This window comes from Nitrososphaera sp. (assembly GCA_039938515.1).
Taxonomy (GTDB): domain Archaea; phylum Thermoproteota; class Nitrososphaeria; order Nitrososphaerales; family Nitrososphaeraceae; genus Nitrososphaera.
Genome location: JBDUUL010000015.1, coordinates 69,165 through 86,902, shown reverse-complemented (window position 1 = coordinate 86,902; position 17,738 = coordinate 69,165). Strand labels below are relative to the sequence as shown.

Below are 17,738 nucleotides of genomic sequence, written 5' to 3'. Positions count from 1 at the left end.
ACTAGGCAGTGATTGTACTTGTCGGCTTCAATCAAGCCGCATCGCGGTTATTCAAGGCTCATATCTCATCGCTAATTGCTCAGTAGGCTATAGAGTCAAGGTTTCTTCCCATCTGCCATGCCTGAACAATTCCGCGCAGCCTGTCCAGAGCATCGCGCTCTGTATCCAGGACGTCTATATCAAAGCAGTCCTCCGCCTGAGCTATAGCGGCTTCTTTTTGCCTTATCATCTCTGTTAGCCTGTCATAGTCTCTTGGCGCACTCTCGATGGTCTTGATAAAGAGCGTTGCAGTACGATTAAGGGCAATGCTGTACAGCGGATTTATGTCCTTGCGCTCGCTTGCCAATACTCTGTTTATTGCCGCTTCAAGTTCCTGCTCGTCTGGCATAACTGCCAAATGCTAAAGACTGGATGATTTAACAGCGATGTCACCCGGGGGAGAGGGGAGCTATGCTTATCCTCTGGCATAAACCATTGGACCATTGTGGAATACCGCATAGGGTGCTCCGGCTGGAGCTATCCTGCATGGGCCGGCCACTTTTACCCTGCAAGCCTTGAGAGCAAGGACTATCTGAAGTATTATTCGGGCGTCTTTGATACGGTCGAGATTGACTCGTCGTACTATAGGATACCAAATGCGTTCATGACCCAAAAGTGGGCCAAGGCAACACCCGATAATTTTCGCTTCACCGCCAAATTCCCAAAGACCATAACCCATGAAAGGCGGCTGGCAGAGCCGGAAAAAGACCTTGACTACCTTTATGCTTCATTTCGGCCGCTGCGAGACAAGATGGCAGCCTTTCTGATACAGCTGCCGCCTTCACTTTCAAAGAAGGAGGCATTCAAGAAACTTGAACTTCTCGCAGGTCAGCTGGACAGAGGCTACCGGTATGCGGTGGAATTCCGGCACGACTCATGGTTTGAGCAGGACACGTATGACCTGCTCGCATCAAACAACATCTGCATGGCCTGGAGCGTGCTTGATTCGATAAAGATTCCCCCAAAGGTCACGACTGATTTTATCTACCTCCGGTTCATAGGCGACAGGTCGATAGACGAAAAGGACTTTGGGATGATTCAGCGCGACCGGGCAAAGGAAATGAAGTCCTGGGCTGCAAAGGTCAAAAAGACAAAGGAGGCACCGCTGGCAATTGTAGTGCAGAACAACCACTATGCAGGCTTTGGCCCCGGCTCGGCAAACATGTTCAGAAGGATGGTCGGACTGCCAGAAGCAACGTTTGAGGAAATGAAGCAGGCTAGGCTGGTCTAGCTTCCAAGGCCGGTACCTCGCTGACAAGGATGCCAAGAACCTGCATCTCATCCTTTGGCTTGACATTTGAAAACCTCAGCCTGTTGTTGCAGCATCTGCACCGGACCGATTCGGTCTGGTCGAACACGGCACACCTGCTACAGTATCTCCAGCCGTTGCGATAGTGCTTGTTCTTGCAGCCAAACCTTTCGCATAATCCGGTGCAGCCCACGTCTGAGGGAAATAAGCACATCTTATATCAGAGCTGGCACCTTGGGGGGAGGGAGAGGTCCATGCAAATATGACAGCCGGCATATACGGAAGGAACCAGGTGGCCTAGGCTGAAATGGCAGGCGAAATTGCGCTTGAAGGCAATTCAGTAGTTTTCAAGTTAAAAGGCATAGACAGGGTGCTTGCCATCAAGAACCAGCTCACGATTCCAATTGAGCACATAGTTGACGTCTCTACTGAAAAGGCAGACTGGAAAATGTACAACCAGTTGAGGATGGGTGGAACGGCCATACCCGGCGTGGTGAAGGACGGCCGATATGTATCAAAGGAAGGGTGGTTCTTTTACGAGATGCATGACCCCGACAAGTGCGTGACTGTCGGCCTGAAGGACGAGAAATACAAGAAAATCATTTTCGAGGTTGAAGACAAGGAAGCATCAGCGAATCTGATACGCAAAGCCCTCAACAAATGACAGGAGCAGGAAGAACCTTGCGAGCAACCGCCTGCAAGTTAACACTACCTAATTCAATTGATACACCCGGGATTGCGACCTTTGTAAAGATTGATGACTAAACCTGCCTTCTCCTTCCGCTTCTTCCGGCAGGCTTTTGCCGTCTCGTGTAAAGGTCATTGTCGACCTCAAGCTCCACGCATGAAACTGCAAGCTTGTTAAACCGCTGGTATAGCGATGGCTTTGTCGCATCCTGGCGGAAATACTTCACAGCAATTATTGGTGCCACTGCCTCGGCAGGAGAGTCCTGCTCTATCACCTGCACTCTTGTGCATTTTACCACCCTGCCTGCCCATTGGCGGACTGAAAACTCGGTGTCATCAGCAAACCATAACACAACGTCCGATACAGGCTCTCCCGTAGGGTCGTCTGCAGAAACCCTGTCAGCGCCGATCCCGCTGAACCATTGTATGTCTATCAACAAAAATCCAAAAGACTGGTCTCGCCTGTTTATTTTAACATATACGATACCAATCTAAAGGGCAAGCCGGGTAATGATTCTGTTATCCCTGCAGCCCAAAGACCGAAGCGAACATCCTGCATTTGCCAAGCCAACCGGAGATTAGAGCCTGACTCTACACTCGCCTTGCACAATAATTTTATTTCCACCTTCAATTCAGCCAATTATGAGCCTGCTGGCAGGCATACTTGGAATGGCGCTAATACTGCTAGTTCTCGGTCTTGGATGGCATACAGTATGGTCAGGCTTGACATTAGGCGTTGAGAAGGCAGGACACACTATATCTCAGGCTATCAGTTACCTTCTGCCAAGCCAGCAGGACAGCAGCCCAGTCTACGTTCCTCATGGAAACGGACATTGGAATGGGTTGAGCTTGAACAAAGCCTGATCCCTTAACTTTTCAGCCCTTGGAAAAAGAAAATGCTTATCTCGCCGTGCGACAGATTCTTGCGCATACAAAGAACGTTGATTGTCTAATATGGCAAAAATGCGATATCTTGCACCAGCAATTGGAATTGGGGTAGTTGTAGCTGCAGCCTTAATTCTTCTCAATAACAGCTATCCTGCGCGGTCCAAACCGGCATCGGAAAATCAAGTACCTGTCTGCCCGCCGGGCCAACATCAACAGGCCACAAACAGCAGCTGCATTGAAAATGTGAACGCAAACCCGCCTGAAAGCGGCAATGCAACCCAGAGTAAAAATGAGACTCAGGCGGCCCTCGAAAACGATACCAGCGGCTTTTCCATTGAGAACGTCAACGCGGTCGAGCCTGCAGATGGAAATGCGACAGACAAGATCCTGGCAAATGAAAGTCAGAGCGTTCATCAGGGGACCTGCAGATGTATAGTGATAAGGATTGACGACTTTCAGGACTACTGGCTGGACAAGGTGCAGGTGGGCCTAGTGCAACTCTTGGAGAACAAGAGCCAGCCATTTTCTGCAGGGCTTATTATGGCTGACTTTGGAAGCGATCCGCTAATCACCAACAAACTGGGAGAAGCGCACAAGAAGGACCTGGCCGAATTCGATATCCATGGATGGCATCATGTTGACTATTCGAAGGTGCCTGAAAACCAGCAGGTTCAGGATTTTGCAATGGCAAGGGACAAGCTGCGCCAGCTGTACAACACCACACCTGCTGTTTCCCTGATGCCGTACAATGGATTGAACAATGACACGCTACAGGCTCTGTATGAAGACGGATACAAGGTCATAAGTTCCGGACTGGACAAGGATCATGTCATCATGTGGCCCCTCGGGGTGGACAAGTACGGAATAAAACACATACCTGAAACCATAGAATTTTCATATATCGACTCGCATGGATTCTGGCAGGCAAGAGCCAATTCCGTGATTGTTAACGGCCTTTTGAATTACGGGAGCACGCAAAAGAGAGGATTTTCAGTACTAACGCTACATCCACAGGATTTTGCAAACCAGGACGCCGTATCAAGGCAGCTTGAAAATTCCATAAATATGACAAAGCTTGATCAATTAGGTTCGCTAATCGATAACCTGACTGCCCAGGGAATCAGATTCGTGCCGATGGAGTACGTAGCTGGGCGGGAACCATAAGAGAGGACTGCCAGGAAAAAGCCGATTAACACTTATCGTATCGTCGGCAGTTCGCAGGCGGCTCTCCTTTTAGCTTGCTCATCTTTCGATCAGTGATTCGCAAATAGCAAGGGCTACCGATGACACAAAGCGCTGCGCTAAACTAGCGCTGCAGTCGTTTTGGAAGAAAATGTTACTTTCTGCGAGACAGTAAATTAAAGTCCTGACATACAACCAGTTATTACCACACTGCAAATCATCTTCTAGTTGCATTGCCAGGCTCTCCTGGGGGTATTCCTCCAAAGGAATCACGTACAGCATCCGGCGGAGCAGGCGACGGACCAGACGACCATATTGATTCGCTTCGAGGCCCGATTGCAAGGACGATAAGATGTCATCTTGCATCAAGGGGGACCGATATCGCCAATCGTGGCTCAGTTTATGCCGCGGTTGAGGGGTTGATTGGGCCCGGCGCGGAGATGATCATTGATGATATCTTTGACGACTTGAGTAAGGAACCGCCCTCGGGCAAGCATTCTGGCAAATAGCTGTTCATAGATTTCAACTTGTGCCTGCCGGCTCAATTTTGACTGCCCAAACCCGCTGGTACGTATAATAGCTCCCGAGCTTGAGCCTCATGCAGTGCAGGATGCCGGCAATTCATTTGAGCTGAAGCCGAGTCAGATAGCCGAACTTGTCAAGCTTGCGCGAATCCGCTCTCACGACGTTTTCTACGACCTGGGCTCCGGCTCGGGCAGGGTTGTCATAGAGGTCGCCAAGACCACCAGGGCAGACAAGGCGATAGGAATCGAGATAGACCTGGACCTGTACGAGGAGGGACGGCTGAGGGCGATAAATGAACTGTCAAAGGACCAGCTCAAGAGGTGCGATTTCTGGTTCGGCAACCTGAGCACGCTGGACGAGGAAGAGACCGGCTACTTTTACGACCTGGAGGACGCGACCGTAGTCTTTTACAGCCTGAACGAGGGCGAGGATACAGTCCAGCAATTCAAGACGCTATTTGGCTCAAGGCGCGCCAGGCTTGTGACAAAGAACCTGCCGCTAGTCGGATACGAATCCACCGCCAGCAGGTCTGATAGCGACTGCTGGCTTTTTCTCATGAACTATCCATTTGTGAGAATGAGGAGCAAAAGGGAGTGGGCGCGCTCTGTGCTTGGCACCCCGGACGCAAGCATCGACCAGGTCTACGACTATTACCTAAGGCAGGTGGAAAAGCAGTACCCCCGGGACCGCAGGTACGCCCGGCGCTGCCTGCTGGACCTGCAAATGCTTGTCAACGAGAGGTTCTAGGCGAAGAGAGCCGACAGGGTATGGGATTTTCAGACCACCTTATCCCCTGAATTTTGGATAAACCAGCCAGGCAGGAAATCCGGAAAATCATTGTTTTCAAACTTTCAATAATGTTAAATCCGATTTTGGCGATCATTTTTCATTGAAACAAGAGCCTTTGCCAGGTGCTCGAATAGGAGTCGTCACCATCCACGATGCCTGCCCGGCGTTTTCTGACAAGATATTTGCATTGGCCTACATGCTGGAGCAGCTGGGCATAAAATTCAACATTGCACTGATTCCATTTTTTAACGAAGAGCAGGACCTTCCCAGGTACCCGGAATTTGTGGACAAGATAAAGTCTTTCAAGAACTGCCAGCTTGTCATGCATGGCCTGTACCATGAAATGAGAAACGGCCGGTTTGACAACTTTCATGCCGCAAGAAAGGCAAGTGCTGAAGTGAGAATACGCGCGGCCATCGAGATATTTGGCGAGATAGGAATCAGCACCAACGTGTTCATACCGCCAGCATGGAAGCTGAATCAAAGCGCCATCAGTGTGCTGGAAAAATTGAAATTCCGGCTGGCCGAGGAGCAGGAGGAATACCTGCTGCTGTACCCGTCAAAAGAGTGCAAGGAAATAAAGCTTGCAAAGGTTCTGAACTGGGACTCGACCGGCTTTCCTGAAAAAAACGTTGTGAACATGGGCAGAGACGAGCGCGCATTCAAGCGCGACATTGAACAGAATCAAAAGATAATCAGGGTCGCCTTGCACCCAAGAGACCCTCCCGATGCGCCTAAAGACCAGAAGAAGATAATCTCGACACTCCTCGAACATGACTATGAAATTCCAACGTACGCAGAACTTGTACCCCAGCTGGAAGAGTTGGCCGCTCTTTGAAATGAAATAGCCCGCTATGGACTCCTTACGACAGGTCAAAGGAGGCAATCCTGCTGGTATCATACACCGAAAACAGCCTTCCGCCGGAGGCAGCAGGCGTGACAAAGTGGGGCACGCTTTGCAAGCTGGACTTCCATACCTCGATCCCGGTCTTTATGTTGTATGCGTGCAGCGTTGCAGAGTTCACGTCTATCACCCAGACAACGTTGCCAGTCACTATCGGCGAGCCGGCAAAGAACGGCTGCGAGTGCCACGCGACGCTAAACGAGCTTGATGCGGCGTTGACCTTCAACATGTACAGCCCGTCGGTGCACGGCACCATGAGATAGGGGTCCGCGAATGCCGTACCGCCAAACGACGCAGCGCACACCTTCCCCGCGAACAGCTCGCCGCCAATCCCGCCAAGAGAACTCGAGTTGACAAGATAGCCGACTCCGGCCTTGCCCGACTGGAAGAGAAGGCCGTGTCCCACGATTGCGGGGCTGATAGAGCCGATGTCGGTGTCTGCAGCATTTAGCGACGCCCAGTCGGAAGGGGCAAACGAGCTTGCCTCTGAAAGAGACGGGGAGAGCTTGATTATGGAATTTCCATGATCGTATTTGGTCACAGAGTCGCCGTTGCCGCTTGCAACGTAGAGATAGCCTGCCGGGTCAACCGAAGGCCCCGGAGTAGCCCAGAATCCCGCTTCCCGGTTTGCCGGCACCATGTATGTGACAAGGCTGGCGCCCGGACTGTCAGCCCTTGCGCCCATCACCCAGCCAAGGTAATTCCCGCAGTCGCCTAGCAGGCCGCCAAACGGGACATAGACCGTGCCGTTGTGCATCGTCAGCGCCCCTCTCTCCTGCTGGACTACGGGGTTCATGCCCTCCGGGTCGACATTTCGCTTCATCACAACCTTGCCGGTGTCAATGTTTACTCCAAACAGCTCGTGGCTCCGGGACCCGGCGAGGTGTGCAACCGCGTAAAGGGTGCGCGTAGAGTTGTCGATTACAGGGGTGCCGGTAATCCCGCTTGGGTCAATGTTGCCGCAGGGCAGAGTGTCTGCGGCCACCGGCTGGCCCATGTTAGCCTTCCAATTCACGGCTCCGCTGCCTGCATCAAGGGAATAAACCGAGTTGTTCTCTGTCGCCACAAAGACGCTCTTGCCCATGACAAGGGGCTCCGCATATATCGCGCCATCCAGCCTTTCGGAGGTCCAGCCCTGCCTGACGGTTGTAACATTGATTGGAATAAACCCCGTATGTGCAGGGTCCCTGTGGTACATCGGCCAGTCAAAATACGAGTTTGCTGCAGCAAGTGAAGAGTTGAGGCTAATGTTGCTAACTGGAGTTTGAGAAATAGTGCTTGCATGCTGTGCTCCGGACTCCGCTGCAAAATACAGCGAGAGAGCAACTGCCGCAATTGCGAAGCCTGCGATCAAAGCCAGTGACATGGGTTTGAGTTTCAATTTTAAGACAGTTTAGTGTGCAACGTAGCATAAAGACTATCGGGAGTTATTTACCATGAAATCGGCGGTCTTGATTCTGTGGACGATTGGCAAGAATTTCTCTAGCCTTGTCCTCCCACCTCTCCAACATTTGGCTTTTTTCATAGATCTGGGTGAGGGGCTCTCTCTGAATCAATTTCATAAATCGAATTTGAGCGCTAGATGCAAGAGGTTCTAGCCGGCCTTCTGCCGTGCTTATTACAAGCCTAAGTGATTTTGTGATTGAATTAAAAAGAAAAGAAGGGCGTTGCCCCTAACTAGGGTACGATGTAAGTGCCCCTGGCTATAACAGACCCGCTTGAACTCTGGATGCTTATTGACGCGCCGTGGATTGTCGAAACGAGCGGCAACTGAATTTGGAATGACCCTGAAGAATCAGCGCTGGCGCTGACCTGCGGTCCAGTTGTAGCCCCATTGATCGTCTCCCTCGTTACTATGGAAGCGTTTGGCGGGAAGCCCTGGCCTTTGACCGTTATTGTGTTATTGGCTGAGCCTGCGGTTGGAGTGATGCTTGCAGCAGACGATGAAGAGCTGGTCGTGCTGTTAGTCGCAGTGCTGTTGCTCACCGGCGCGGATGTCGAATTAGCGGCGGCCGAGCTGGAACTTGTCGCCGTACTGGTAGAGGATGCGGTAGCCGTAGTTGAAGCAAGGCTGTTCACAATATTTGGCGTGTCTATCGAGGCCTTGAGCGTGTATGTTGCTATGAACGAGCTGCTGCCAGTCGCGCTCAGCATGAGCCCGTTTCCGCTAAATACTATCGAGCCGGAATCGCCTGTAGTAGATCCTGCGTTGCTAATTTCCGTGACTGCATAGGTCTTTCCGTCAGGACCCATGATGGTATGAGGTGTTGCTGATATGCCGCTTACCGTCTGGCCAGAAGCAAGCCCGTACGCGTGGAGGACAAAGAGCTGCACCGAAGTGCCAGCAGCATATGAAATGGTACCTGTGAACACTGCCCCGTCGCTTCTGGGAGACAGGATTGTGACGTTGCCGTTTGTACTTGCCACGGTGCCCTGCTGCACTATTGAGCTGCCAGCCGCGCTCGTGGTGCTAGCGGATGACGACGTTGTCGCTGATGTTGATGCTGTAGACGTACTGTTGGCGGAGGTGGATGCCAATACGCTCAGGATAGCGGAGGCTGAATGAGTTGCGTCCTTTGCCATTATTTCATGTGAACCTGCAGACGTTGCATTTGACGGGATTGTAAAGACTGCGGAGAACGTCCCACCTGAACTGGCTTTTACCGGACTTGGACTGGTTGTCAGAGCGGAGGAATCGAATGTCAGCGAAACTGTGCTATTAGCGGTAAACCCGGAGCCGGTTACTGTGACCGAAGTCCCTGCCTTACCGGATGTCGGATTGAGTTGAAAACTGGCACCCGTGCTGGCAGTAGTTGCCGGTGTACTGGTTGTGCTTGAATTTGTCACTTGTGCCAGTGCGTTGTTTGCAACTGGACTGAAACCGACTGCGACCAGCGCAGTCATTAGAATTGCAACAGCAACAGATGCTGCCATTGCCGTCATTTTTGCGTTCATTGCAACGATTCGGAGTGGCAGCATGAGAATTATGAGATTCGTCACAAAAATCATAAGAATGACTTATTCCAATTCGATTGCTGATTGTTACCAAACTAAATCTGTAGCATTCAAATCGGCAGACTTGCCTGCTCAAACGCGTTCAGTGGGGATTAGGGCTTGGTTATTTTCAGCGCCATAACCTGTGCCTCTATGATTTGTCGAACGAGAATGATAATGTTGGTAGGTCTATGCATTATCATCAACAATAAAACATGATCTACCCAGAAAAAGTGAAATACGACCAGAACCGGTTAGTTCACAATGGCAGTCCTTGTCTTTGTCACAGGAGAAGGCTTTACGAAGGAAATGTATGAGACGGTAAGAAAAGAAGTCGACTGGGAACACAAGCACCCGCAGGGAGGCGTATTTCATGGGATGTCTTATGACGCAGCAAAAAAGACCGTGCGTATTGCGGACGTATGGGAGTCGGAAGGCGATTTTAAAAAGTTCGTCGATACTCGGCTTCAGCCAGTCTTTCAAAAGCTAAAGTATACTCCACCGAAATTTGAGGTGTTTCCGGCGCACAACATTAACGCCTACCCCTCAATCGAGAAGCATAAATTAAAGTAAATCTGGCAATTTTTTAGCCAGCCCCGTATCATAGACTACAGACTTTGATTCTATTCGCGAAGCTGGGATTAGACAATTCGACAGGTAGCTGGAGAGCTGCTCGTAAGTGGCGTCCAAGGCAGCCAGAGCCACGCCAATAAAGCAAGCCGCTTTGAACGCAAGAAGTTTCTGTCGTTGCTCTTGCGCAATTTGATATGATGATATCTTGCAAAGAGTTCAAGTGTCAAACCGCTCTCTTCGTCAGTGATTATGTATGGCATCTAAAAGAGACGAGTCGGAGTTGTCGTCAAGCACATCAGGGACCTCTGCCGGTGCAGGGGCAAGGTCAGGCATGCAGTCAGCAGAGTATGAATCGAGTTCACAACGACAATTGCAGGAGCAGGAGCTCCAGACCTCCAGAGCGATTGACAGGACAAAGGAAAGCGTGAGGCGGTCGATCGAGGAGGCAAGAAGGGAGATTCCACAGTATGCCCAGAGCGTAACTGACTATCATCAGCAGGCGATGGACAGTGCAGAAGAAATTTCAAATAATTTTCTTGATTCGCAGAAGCAGGTCATCAGCTCGACTCAGGAAATGTGGTCCAACTACCTTGATACAGTCTACTGGTGGATGTCACCAAGAAAACTGGCCGAAATGTACACCCAGTCGGTGAGCAATTTCGCAGACAATGCGGTTTCCGCTAGCAGGATATGGAACAGAGCGGTCCTGGCAAATATGGATGCATCCAAGGCCTACCTAACACGCGCGCGAGAGTCGTCAAGGGACATTTCAAAAATCAATTCAAACACAGCAATGACGTTTGAAAGGACGGCAGCAACAGGTACTTCAAGGTCGTCTGGCACCGACAAGGAAAGAGAAAGGACAGGCGGCAGCGGACCGCGCAGGTAAACGCAGCCCGTTTATTTTTTTGCGGAGTCGCAACCTGGCAAAAGTCTGGGCCGTTAAACCGCTGGACGTTATTGCCATGTTCAATCTCCCAAATCGACGGTCCCAGCAAAACCCTGATGTAGTATCTTAAAATAATACCGGCAGGTGGCTTTGATGTTTGTCCTCGCCCACTGCACGCAAGAAGACCCCGCGCCTAAATGACGAACTTGTTCTCATGTTCGTAGGTCTGGTGGTATTCATGGGGATAACCTTGATTCCCGAGATTTATGCTAGCATGCCGCTTCCTAATCCTTACGTCAATCACCAGTACGGCTTTTCCATCAAGTACCCGGATGGCTGGCACGCCCGGGAAAATTACAAGGTGAGGACACTTGCGCCTGAAGACAATTACACCGCAGCTGTAGCGTTCCACAACGGCAGTTCTGCAATAGCTATTGAAAAAATCCCGCTGCACGACAAGACGTTTGATGACTTTGTAGCTTCCAGGATTGCGCATGAGCAGGCTGCTGTGCCTAGCAAGTATGACTTTGAAATCAGGACGGTATCACAGACCCGACTGAACGGCCTGCCAGCTTACTACGTGGTCGCTCATTTCAAAGGCACCAGCGGATTTGCCACGGATGAAACGTATATCATTGCCGACGGCCCCAGCGCGTTTGACATCACTCTAGCATGCAGCGACCCCGACTGCCCCTCTGCAGCGCTGCAGTTTGATAAATCAGTCCATTCCATAAAGTTCGATTCGTAAAAGCCGATGCCCTCCGAACCGGCATGCCGAAGAGCTGAATAAACAAGGGGAAAAAGGCAGGGCGCGGCAAGAGTGGCTAGCCGTTTGCCCTTTGGCTGAATATGCAGTATTCTAGCCTGCTACTGCCTTACGAGGCCCGCGGCTTCTGCCACATCTGCAACATTGCTATACTGCCTGTCCTGAATTCTCTGCAGCGCAGAAAGTATCTCCTCACTTTGCGGCCTGGCCCTGTTTGCATAGTCCAGTATCTGCTGCTTGCTTGTTGGAAACTGCAGATCCTTTAGCAATTGACCGACGGCCGCTGCTTTTGGATATGACTTGACGTCCACTTCTTTTCTCATGCCTTCAATGCCTCCCTGTTCGCTGACCGCTTTGCTAGTTAATCCCTCATTTGCCCTGCTCGGGATTTGCTCGGGGTGTTCGCGCTCATCTGATGACATGAGCTATGGCATCCCTGCATACCTCATTACGGTTATAGAAAATGCTTTTTGCATTCGAGGCAAAGGTTCAAAGCAGACTTTGGAAAAGGCTATTGCATTTCTTGACTACAAGTCCGGATATCCAAGGCTCAAACGGCTGCAGTCACTGGACCTGCAACGGTAACAACAATTGCCAGTGTCGGTGCCACCAGCCTTTTGATTCTCAAGGGTTCAAGGAGTTCGTCGAGAAGTGGCTGGCAAGTCAAAAGTAAGCTTATTGCGGTTCGCTGGCGGTCTTCACTCATTCTAAAGCAATTCGGTCACTAGTAAGCTGTGCTAATGATCCTCGATAAGAGTGAGTTCGTGACCGCATTCAAGACATTTGGTATTGCTCGGCGGGTACCTTTTACCGCAGTTCAAACATTGCGTTCTGCTTAGCGGGTTTCCTACAGATACCAATTTCAGCTACTCTGATGTAGTACGGAGTATAAAAATATGGAGAAATGGATCGAAGCGAACCGTGCCAATGCCAGAGTGGAATTTCCAGACTACCCTGACCTAGCGTTCTTTGATTTTGAGGTTTCTAGTCTCGGCACGATGCCGCTCGCAAATGTTCACGGTTGCCTTTTTTCCATCCCACTGGATAGAGCATCCGCATGGAAATGCTTCGGATTTCAAACGCTAAACCTCCGCGGGTCTTTCATAGTTCATGACCAATTCCGCGAGCATCATGGGAAATTCTATATTCTGCTAGAGGTCCTGCGTGGCCGTCATACCTCATCCACAACCTGTACATCCTGGCCCAAAACCTTGCCGCTGTACGCAAAATCCTCCTTCAGTATAGCATCGACATATCTTGAAAACATTGACCTGTCGATGCATGACCCGTGCATTGGACAAACAGTTTTGGGGTCAAGCTTGGTCAACCTACGGGACGTCTGCCTTACGGGCTTTTCAGAAGAGAATATTCCAATCGCCCTGTAAAGTCCAAGCATCGACTCTGACCTGTCTTCAGAGACAAATGGGCCGTTATTGCCCGGCTGAATAAAGAGGTCTGAAGGGAATAGCGTACCCGTTGTTTCTTCAAACATCATCATACTGTCCCAGTGGTGCACATGGGGTGTCATTATGAATTTGAAGTTCCTCTTGCCGGTTTTCAGACTCTCATTATCCCAGAATGATATGTGGTCGGACGGGACGCCTTTCCAGCCCATAAGATTCAATTTCGAGCTGAGGTCGCTGCAAACCAGCTTTGCCTTGGGCGCTTTGAGAAAGTCGATGCCTCCCCATTCGTCGCTTTCAAAGTGCAGAAATGCGACGTAGGAGAGCTTCTCCACGGGCATGACTTCCCTAACCTTTTGCTCAATCGCATCATACATCCCGATTGGCCCAGTATGGATAAGCGTCGGGGAGTCGTCGTCGATTAGGAACTGGTTGAAGGTTATTCCATACTCCTCAACAAACGCAGAGATGCGATAAATGCCGTCACTGATCTCTGAAATCTCGGCCTCTTTTCCTTTGGGGAAGTAAAAGGTGCGGCTGACTTCGGGCATAAAGGCGTATTCAGACCGAAGTATTTAAGATAAATCATCACAAAAGCAAGCGCAGAATGCAGAAAGTCTAGCGTGGACTTTCTATTTCATTTGATCCTGTTTGAACGCGTCATTCACGATATTAGTGACTTCAGTTATCCACTCGCACTCAATATTCACCTTTTTGTGGTGTCGTTCAACGGCATCCAGGTCTGGTGCATTGAGCAAGCAAAAGCAGACGCTTGATTCCTTGTTGTAAAAGAGGTTTACGTGTGATACGCCAAATTCGTCTGGAGGAGATTTGCAGAGTTCTCTCAGATTATCCTCGCTAAACGGCACCTTGTGTACGTCCAGAAAGATCGGCAATTGACTCTGATGAAATAGCTCATATTAATAATATTTGTGCTGTCATTAGCGCATAAGTGTTATAATTCACTCTAGTCTCACCTTCAGCATTGGACCCAGCAGATGTCAACGATATTGAAGTCCTAGGCAACCAGAGCGCCGACAACTATCTGTCTGGGATGGTTACGCGGGCCAAAAAAAGCCTCGATTGCCTTTTTGATGCCCGGAGTCTGGGGACATTATCAAAGATCAGATCAGAAAACCTGAGCGAGATAGCGTCTCAGAAAGCAAATGGCGTGAAGTTCAGATGCGTTACTGAGATTAGCAAAGAAAATCTATCATTGTGCAAAGAGCTCATGAAGGATTTCGAACTCTTTCATACCCCTGCACTTTCAGGCAGCTTCCTGATTTCAGACGGGCAACAATACGTTGCTTACTTGAATGGCAGCAACAGACTCTTGAAAGTCACAAACAAGGATTACCTGGACTCGCAGAATTTCTTTATGAGCCTCGCCATTAAGGACGCGCTCCCTGCAAACCAGAGAATCAAGGAGATTGGCAGAGGCACAGGAAACGAGTTCAAGGAAACGCTGAGGGATCCGGCATATGTAAGAAATCTGATATCTGAACTTCTCAAAGATGCAGTCTATGAGATTTCGATCCTCTTCTCGACAAAGAACTCATTTTTGATGGCAGAACGAGAAGGCATTCTAGAGGAGATCGGCAGGGCTTCGGAAAGCGGCATAAAAGTCAGGCTACTCGTGATGCATGATGACGCGGTCAAAGAAATAACCAATACAAAACTCAAGGCGGAATATCCAAACGTTAGGATAAATTTTCTGCAGCAGCTCATCCTGGCTCGAATTACGACGCTTATAGTTGACCAGGCAATTTCCTTGGCCGTCGAGGTCAAGGACGTCGCTGATGCAACGTTTCAGGATGCTGTAGGTCTATCGACATATTCTAACAGCGAGTCCACCGTATATTCGGATGCTTCCATCTTTGAATCGCTGTGGATCCAGTCCGAAGTTGACAAGCAGACCCAAGCCCGGCAGACCTACTTCCAGCTTTTCAAGGGTTTCAAGCTGAAAGATGAGGTTTATACTCGCCGCTGGACTAGCGGCGAAGGCGAACGGGACGAGAAATAAAGCAACACTCATCGTGAGAAATGCTATATTCCAGTGGTCTGAATTGCTGCCATGGCTACGAAATGTGTCGCCTTTCACTCATACAAGGGCGGCACTGGGAAGACGACCATTGCCTCAAATATCGCGGCACTTTTGGCCGTCAAAGGTTTCAAGGTTGGACTACTTGACCTTGATGTATATGCTCCGAGTCTGCTAGCATATTTTGAAAAGAAGCCGAGGAAATGGCTGAATGACTACCTGTTTGGTGAAGCAGAGGTTGAGGATGTAATGATACCGGTGACCGATACTCTGCTTGAACATGAGAGGCAACATGGCAACCGTGACATTAACGGAAAGTTGTGGGTGGGGTTTAGCAGCGTGAAAAAAGAGGACATTTACAAGATAGAGGCCGGGACTTCAGAAGACACCAAGTCCCAGCTCAGAAAGTTCATACTACTTAGGCAGAATCTGATCCGAGACTATGAACTTGATTATATCATAATCGACACCAGCCCGGGCATACGATACTGGTCAATGAATGCACTCGCCGTTGCAGACATACTTTTCCTTACCCTAAAACAGGGCGATATCGACATCGAGGGAACGATGAAGCTGGCTTCAGAAATTTACGGGTCACTGGCAAAGTATGGAACAAAATCGTTTCTCCTTTTCAACAGAGTCGCAGGCTATTGCGTCCCAGATCATCATACTTCAATAGGAAAAGAGCAAAGTTCCGCGGTAAACGGCACGTATGCAGAAAATCCGCAGGACGCGCTTTCCATGCAGACAAAAATGGAAGTTATCTCTGCCATCCCATGCTACTGTGACATACAATTCAGCAAGAAAGAGTTTCTGACGGCCCTGAGATATCCTTTGCATCCGTTTACGAGACAGCTTGAGAACCTCGCAGGCTCATTGACTGCAAAGCTGTAGGGCGCTGGGGCTGCGGAGAATGGAATCAAACACTCTTCTTCCAGGACAGGAATTTATCTTGGCAAGCGGGAACCATATCCCAAGATCAGTGCTTCTGGTTCTGGGGACTGCTGGCTCTGGCAAGACAGCATACAGCCTCGAGTTCTTGCGTAGTGGCCTATCAGCAGGAGAAAAGTGCCTCTACATGAATTGCTCTTCCCGCTTGAGGCGAGAGCGATTCGAGTCATTTTTCGGTGGCGAAGCGAAGCCCCAATTCGAAAGTCTTCTTGATGAGAAAACCAACAAGCTGAAGACGCTTCAAAATCTTTCAGGATTCCTTTTGAGCTGGCTGGACGCGCAGGTCGACACATCAAAGACCCGGATAGTGATTGACTCAATCACGGATCTCACAGTTCGGTTCGCGTTTGATGAAGTGACAAGGCTCGTTGCGGAGCTATATGACAAGCTCAGTGCAAGCAATTCAGCTGCCATCCTGACAATTGCAGGGAACAGCCCAACCGCCCCCATGCTAGATACCTTGGGATCACTTGTAGACGGAATAATCCAGCTGAAGGTGGAGGATTCAGGAAATGAGGTGCAGAGAAGCATGCGGCTCTTCTCTCTCCAAAGCGGACAGGGCAACTCGAGATGGGTCAAATACACGATAGACGCCAACGGCAGCCTTCACTTCATTGCCCCAGACGGCGACTCGTCAAGGCCCAAGGCGGTATACTGCAAGCTGTGCGACCGCCAGATTATAGGTGAAGTGGCCTATGCAGATTCGGGGCAATCGCCGTTTCATCCACACTGCTTTGATACATACCGAAAGATTGGCGAACTTTATGGATCGCACATGCTTTATTCTCTCGAGCCCGGTGTGGTAAATGCAAGTTTCTTTTTTATCGACATCGTTGGTTTGTCAAATCCGCTGTTATCTGTCGAAAAGCAGATCAATAAGATAAGGGACTTGAATTCGCTCATCCTCTCATGCGAAGCTTTCTCCAAGGTGGCCAAGGACAGGAAGATTGTGCTTCCCACGGGCGACGGAATGGCCGTGGGATTCCTGCTGGATCCGGAGCTCCCCATGCAACTCAGCATCCAGCTTCACAAGAAGCTCCGGCAATTTAACGCCGGCAAGAGCCCTGAAGATCATTTGGGGGTTAGAATCGGACTCAGCACGGGGCCGGTCTTTGTTGTGCGCGACGTGAATAATAATCAAAACGTCTGGGGTCCGGGAATCATACTTGCAAGGAGAGTGATGGACTTTGGGGATGACGGCCATGTACTTCTTGCAGACAACATTGCGGAGACGCTTATCGGGATCAAAGACGAATACAGAAAAGAGATAAGACTTCTGAAAGAAGCACAAAAGCTGAAGCACGGCCAGGCACTCAAGATATACTCGGCACATTCTGAAGAATTTGGTAACTCCGCGGTGCCTGCGCGCCTGGACCTAAGTTAACAGCCTCTTCAGATATGCCCTGCCGTGGGTCAATTCCAGTTTTCTGAATATTGTAAGGCAGTCCTCCGAATCGAACCGGTAGCATGACTTGTCAATAATCACAGACATTTTCGAATCAGTCCTAGAAATCGACCGTCCGCAGGCATGACAGGCCAGCGAATTTGGCCGGGATGATCTCTTTCTTCTGACCATTCACGATCCTATGGCACTTGTCTGCAGAGGCACAAATTAAGTTAAACGCGGCTGCCAGACTGCAGTTCTCGGGCTGTCTCGGCATAGCCGGCCACAAGGGTTTGACGGGTAGTGCTTGAAGATTAATCCGAAAATGTTCTGTATTCTGATCTAGTATGCAGGCATAATCCAGCGCGCAAGCGGTTTTTGAACTGCCTGAGCCAACTTAGCCTGATGTCCTGAAGGTAAAAGGTGCAGGGCTGCTTTGCATGGCACTGCATTCAGCCTCCTTATCTATCATCC

Annotated in this window: 21 protein-coding genes; 13 read left to right on the top strand and 8 right to left on the bottom strand. The window is 50.0% G+C overall.

The window, feature by feature from the left end:
- Window positions 1-79 precede the first annotated feature (79 nt).
- The gene (locus ABI361_08515; protein ID MEO9320700.1) at window positions 80-388 is read right to left on the bottom strand and encodes a hypothetical protein; all 309 of its coding nucleotides are present in this window, start codon (window positions 386-388) and stop codon (window positions 80-82) included.
- 96 nt (window positions 389-484) lie between these two features.
- On the opposite strand from ABI361_08515, the gene ABI361_08510 reads away from it, so the two are divergent.
- Entirely contained in the window at window positions 485-1,270 is a 786-nt protein-coding gene (locus ABI361_08510) for a DUF72 domain-containing protein (GenBank protein MEO9320699.1), read from the top strand.
- Here ABI361_08510 and ABI361_08505 read toward each other — a convergent pair.
- Window positions 1,257-1,397: a hypothetical protein gene (locus ABI361_08505; GenBank protein MEO9320698.1), complete on the bottom strand. Its 141-nt coding sequence runs from the start codon at window positions 1,395-1,397 to the stop codon at window positions 1,257-1,259. The genes ABI361_08510 and ABI361_08505 overlap by 14 nt on opposite strands.
- Window positions 1,398-1,595: 198 nt before the next feature.
- Here ABI361_08505 and ABI361_08500 point away from each other — a divergent pair, with 198 nt between their 5' ends.
- Window positions 1,596-1,952: a hypothetical protein gene (locus ABI361_08500; protein ID MEO9320697.1), complete on the top strand. Its 357-nt coding sequence runs from the start codon at window positions 1,596-1,598 to the stop codon at window positions 1,950-1,952.
- 97 nt (window positions 1,953-2,049) lie between these two features.
- On the opposite strand, the gene ABI361_08495 is transcribed toward ABI361_08500, so the two are convergent.
- The gene (locus ABI361_08495) at window positions 2,050-2,412 is read right to left on the bottom strand and encodes a hypothetical protein (GenBank protein ID MEO9320696.1); all 363 of its coding nucleotides are present in this window, start codon (window positions 2,410-2,412) and stop codon (window positions 2,050-2,052) included.
- Window positions 2,413-2,617: 205 nt separating this feature from the next.
- On the opposite strand from ABI361_08495, the gene ABI361_08490 reads away from it, so the two are divergent.
- The 5 genes from ABI361_08490 (at window position 2,618) to ABI361_08470 (ending at window position 6,197) form a co-directional block, all read left to right on the top strand.
- Window positions 2,618-2,839 (top strand): hypothetical protein, encoded by a 222-nt coding sequence (locus ABI361_08490; GenBank protein MEO9320695.1) that lies wholly within the window; start codon window positions 2,618-2,620, stop codon window positions 2,837-2,839.
- 267 nt (window positions 2,840-3,106) lie between these two features.
- Entirely contained in the window at window positions 3,107-4,027 is a 921-nt protein-coding gene (locus ABI361_08485) for a polysaccharide deacetylase family protein (protein ID MEO9320694.1), read from the top strand.
- 251 nt (window positions 4,028-4,278) lie between these two features.
- A complete protein-coding gene (locus tag ABI361_08480; GenBank protein MEO9320693.1) occupies window positions 4,279-4,554 on the top strand; it encodes a hypothetical protein in 276 nt (91 codons plus the stop codon).
- A gap of 94 nt (window positions 4,555-4,648) precedes the next feature.
- Window positions 4,649-5,317, top strand: coding sequence for a hypothetical protein (locus tag ABI361_08475; protein MEO9320692.1), 669 nt, complete (start codon window positions 4,649-4,651; stop codon window positions 5,315-5,317).
- A 142-nt stretch (window positions 5,318-5,459) separates the two neighbouring features.
- Complete coding sequence (locus ABI361_08470) at window positions 5,460-6,197, top strand: DUF2334 domain-containing protein (GenBank protein MEO9320691.1); 738 nt, start codon at window positions 5,460-5,462, stop codon at window positions 6,195-6,197.
- Window positions 6,198-6,222: 25 nt separating this feature from the next.
- Here the strand turns inward: ABI361_08470 and ABI361_08465 are convergent, their stop codons facing one another.
- A complete protein-coding gene (locus ABI361_08465; protein MEO9320690.1) occupies window positions 6,223-7,617 on the bottom strand; it encodes a PQQ-binding-like beta-propeller repeat protein in 1,395 nt (464 codons plus the stop codon).
- A gap of 323 nt (window positions 7,618-7,940) precedes the next feature.
- Window positions 7,941-9,218, bottom strand: a complete 1,278-nt coding sequence (locus ABI361_08460; GenBank protein MEO9320689.1) for a hypothetical protein — start codon at window positions 9,216-9,218, stop codon at window positions 7,941-7,943.
- Window positions 9,219-9,521: 303 nt separating this feature from the next.
- Here ABI361_08460 and ABI361_08455 point away from each other — a divergent pair, with 303 nt between their 5' ends.
- From ABI361_08455 to ABI361_08445, 3 genes are all read left to right on the top strand, one after another.
- Complete coding sequence (locus ABI361_08455; GenBank protein MEO9320688.1) at window positions 9,522-9,830, top strand: hypothetical protein; 309 nt, start codon at window positions 9,522-9,524, stop codon at window positions 9,828-9,830.
- Between the two features lie 253 nt (window positions 9,831-10,083).
- Complete coding sequence (locus tag ABI361_08450; GenBank protein ID MEO9320687.1) at window positions 10,084-10,719, top strand: hypothetical protein; 636 nt, start codon at window positions 10,084-10,086, stop codon at window positions 10,717-10,719.
- A 157-nt stretch (window positions 10,720-10,876) separates the two neighbouring features.
- A complete protein-coding gene (locus ABI361_08445; GenBank protein MEO9320686.1) occupies window positions 10,877-11,467 on the top strand; it encodes a hypothetical protein in 591 nt (196 codons plus the stop codon).
- 119 nt (window positions 11,468-11,586) lie between these two features.
- Here the strand turns inward: ABI361_08445 and ABI361_08440 are convergent, their stop codons facing one another.
- The 3 genes from ABI361_08440 to ABI361_08430 form a co-directional block, all read right to left on the bottom strand.
- Entirely contained in the window at window positions 11,587-11,907 is a 321-nt protein-coding gene (locus ABI361_08440) for a DUF2795 domain-containing protein (GenBank protein ID MEO9320685.1), read from the bottom strand.
- Window positions 11,908-12,656: 749 nt separating this feature from the next.
- On the bottom strand, window positions 12,657-13,439 hold the full coding sequence (locus ABI361_08435; GenBank protein MEO9320684.1) for an FprA family A-type flavoprotein: 783 nt from the start codon (window positions 13,437-13,439) through the stop codon (window positions 12,657-12,659).
- 81 nt (window positions 13,440-13,520) lie between these two features.
- Window positions 13,521-13,784 carry a nickel-binding protein gene (locus ABI361_08430; protein MEO9320683.1) on the bottom strand — a complete coding sequence of 88 codons (264 nt, stop codon included), beginning with the start codon at window positions 13,782-13,784 and terminating at the stop codon, window positions 13,521-13,523.
- A gap of 89 nt (window positions 13,785-13,873) precedes the next feature.
- Here ABI361_08430 and ABI361_08425 point away from each other — a divergent pair, with 89 nt between their 5' ends.
- From ABI361_08425 to ABI361_08415, 3 genes are read left to right on the top strand one after another with little or no spacing between them, the layout of a single operon-like run.
- Window positions 13,874-14,911: a hypothetical protein gene (locus tag ABI361_08425; protein MEO9320682.1), complete on the top strand. Its 1,038-nt coding sequence runs from the start codon at window positions 13,874-13,876 to the stop codon at window positions 14,909-14,911.
- A gap of 51 nt (window positions 14,912-14,962) precedes the next feature.
- The gene (locus tag ABI361_08420; GenBank protein MEO9320681.1) at window positions 14,963-15,823 is read left to right on the top strand and encodes an AAA family ATPase; all 861 of its coding nucleotides are present in this window, start codon (window positions 14,963-14,965) and stop codon (window positions 15,821-15,823) included.
- 19 nt (window positions 15,824-15,842) lie between these two features.
- Complete coding sequence (locus ABI361_08415; protein ID MEO9320680.1) at window positions 15,843-17,264, top strand: ATPase domain-containing protein; 1,422 nt, start codon at window positions 15,843-15,845, stop codon at window positions 17,262-17,264.
- Window positions 17,265-17,738: the final 474 nt, after the last annotated feature.

Bases quoted from the DNA above. Each gene is read 5' to 3' on its own strand.
- ABI361_08440 (MEO9320685.1), bottom strand. From the start codon at position 11,907: ATGTCATCAGATGAGCGCGAACACCCCGAGCAAATCCCGAGCAGGGCA.
- ABI361_08460 (MEO9320689.1), bottom strand. From the start codon at position 9,218: ATGAACGCAAAAATGACGGCAATGGCAGCATCTGTTGCTGTTGCAATT.
- ABI361_08415 (MEO9320680.1), top strand. From the start codon at position 15,843: ATGGAATCAAACACTCTTCTTCCAGGACAGGAATTTATCTTGGCAAGC.
- ABI361_08455 (MEO9320688.1), top strand. From the start codon at position 9,522: ATGGCAGTCCTTGTCTTTGTCACAGGAGAAGGCTTTACGAAGGAAATG.
- ABI361_08450 (MEO9320687.1), top strand. From the start codon at position 10,084: ATGGCATCTAAAAGAGACGAGTCGGAGTTGTCGTCAAGCACATCAGGG.
- ABI361_08515 (MEO9320700.1), bottom strand. From the start codon at position 388: ATGCCAGACGAGCAGGAACTTGAAGCGGCAATAAACAGAGTATTGGCA.
- ABI361_08500 (MEO9320697.1), top strand. From the start codon at position 1,596: ATGGCAGGCGAAATTGCGCTTGAAGGCAATTCAGTAGTTTTCAAGTTA.
- ABI361_08420 (MEO9320681.1), top strand. From the start codon at position 14,963: ATGGCTACGAAATGTGTCGCCTTTCACTCATACAAGGGCGGCACTGGG.
- ABI361_08490 (MEO9320695.1), top strand. From the start codon at position 2,618: ATGAGCCTGCTGGCAGGCATACTTGGAATGGCGCTAATACTGCTAGTT.
- ABI361_08435 (MEO9320684.1), bottom strand. From the start codon at position 13,439: ATGCCCGAAGTCAGCCGCACCTTTTACTTCCCCAAAGGAAAAGAGGCC.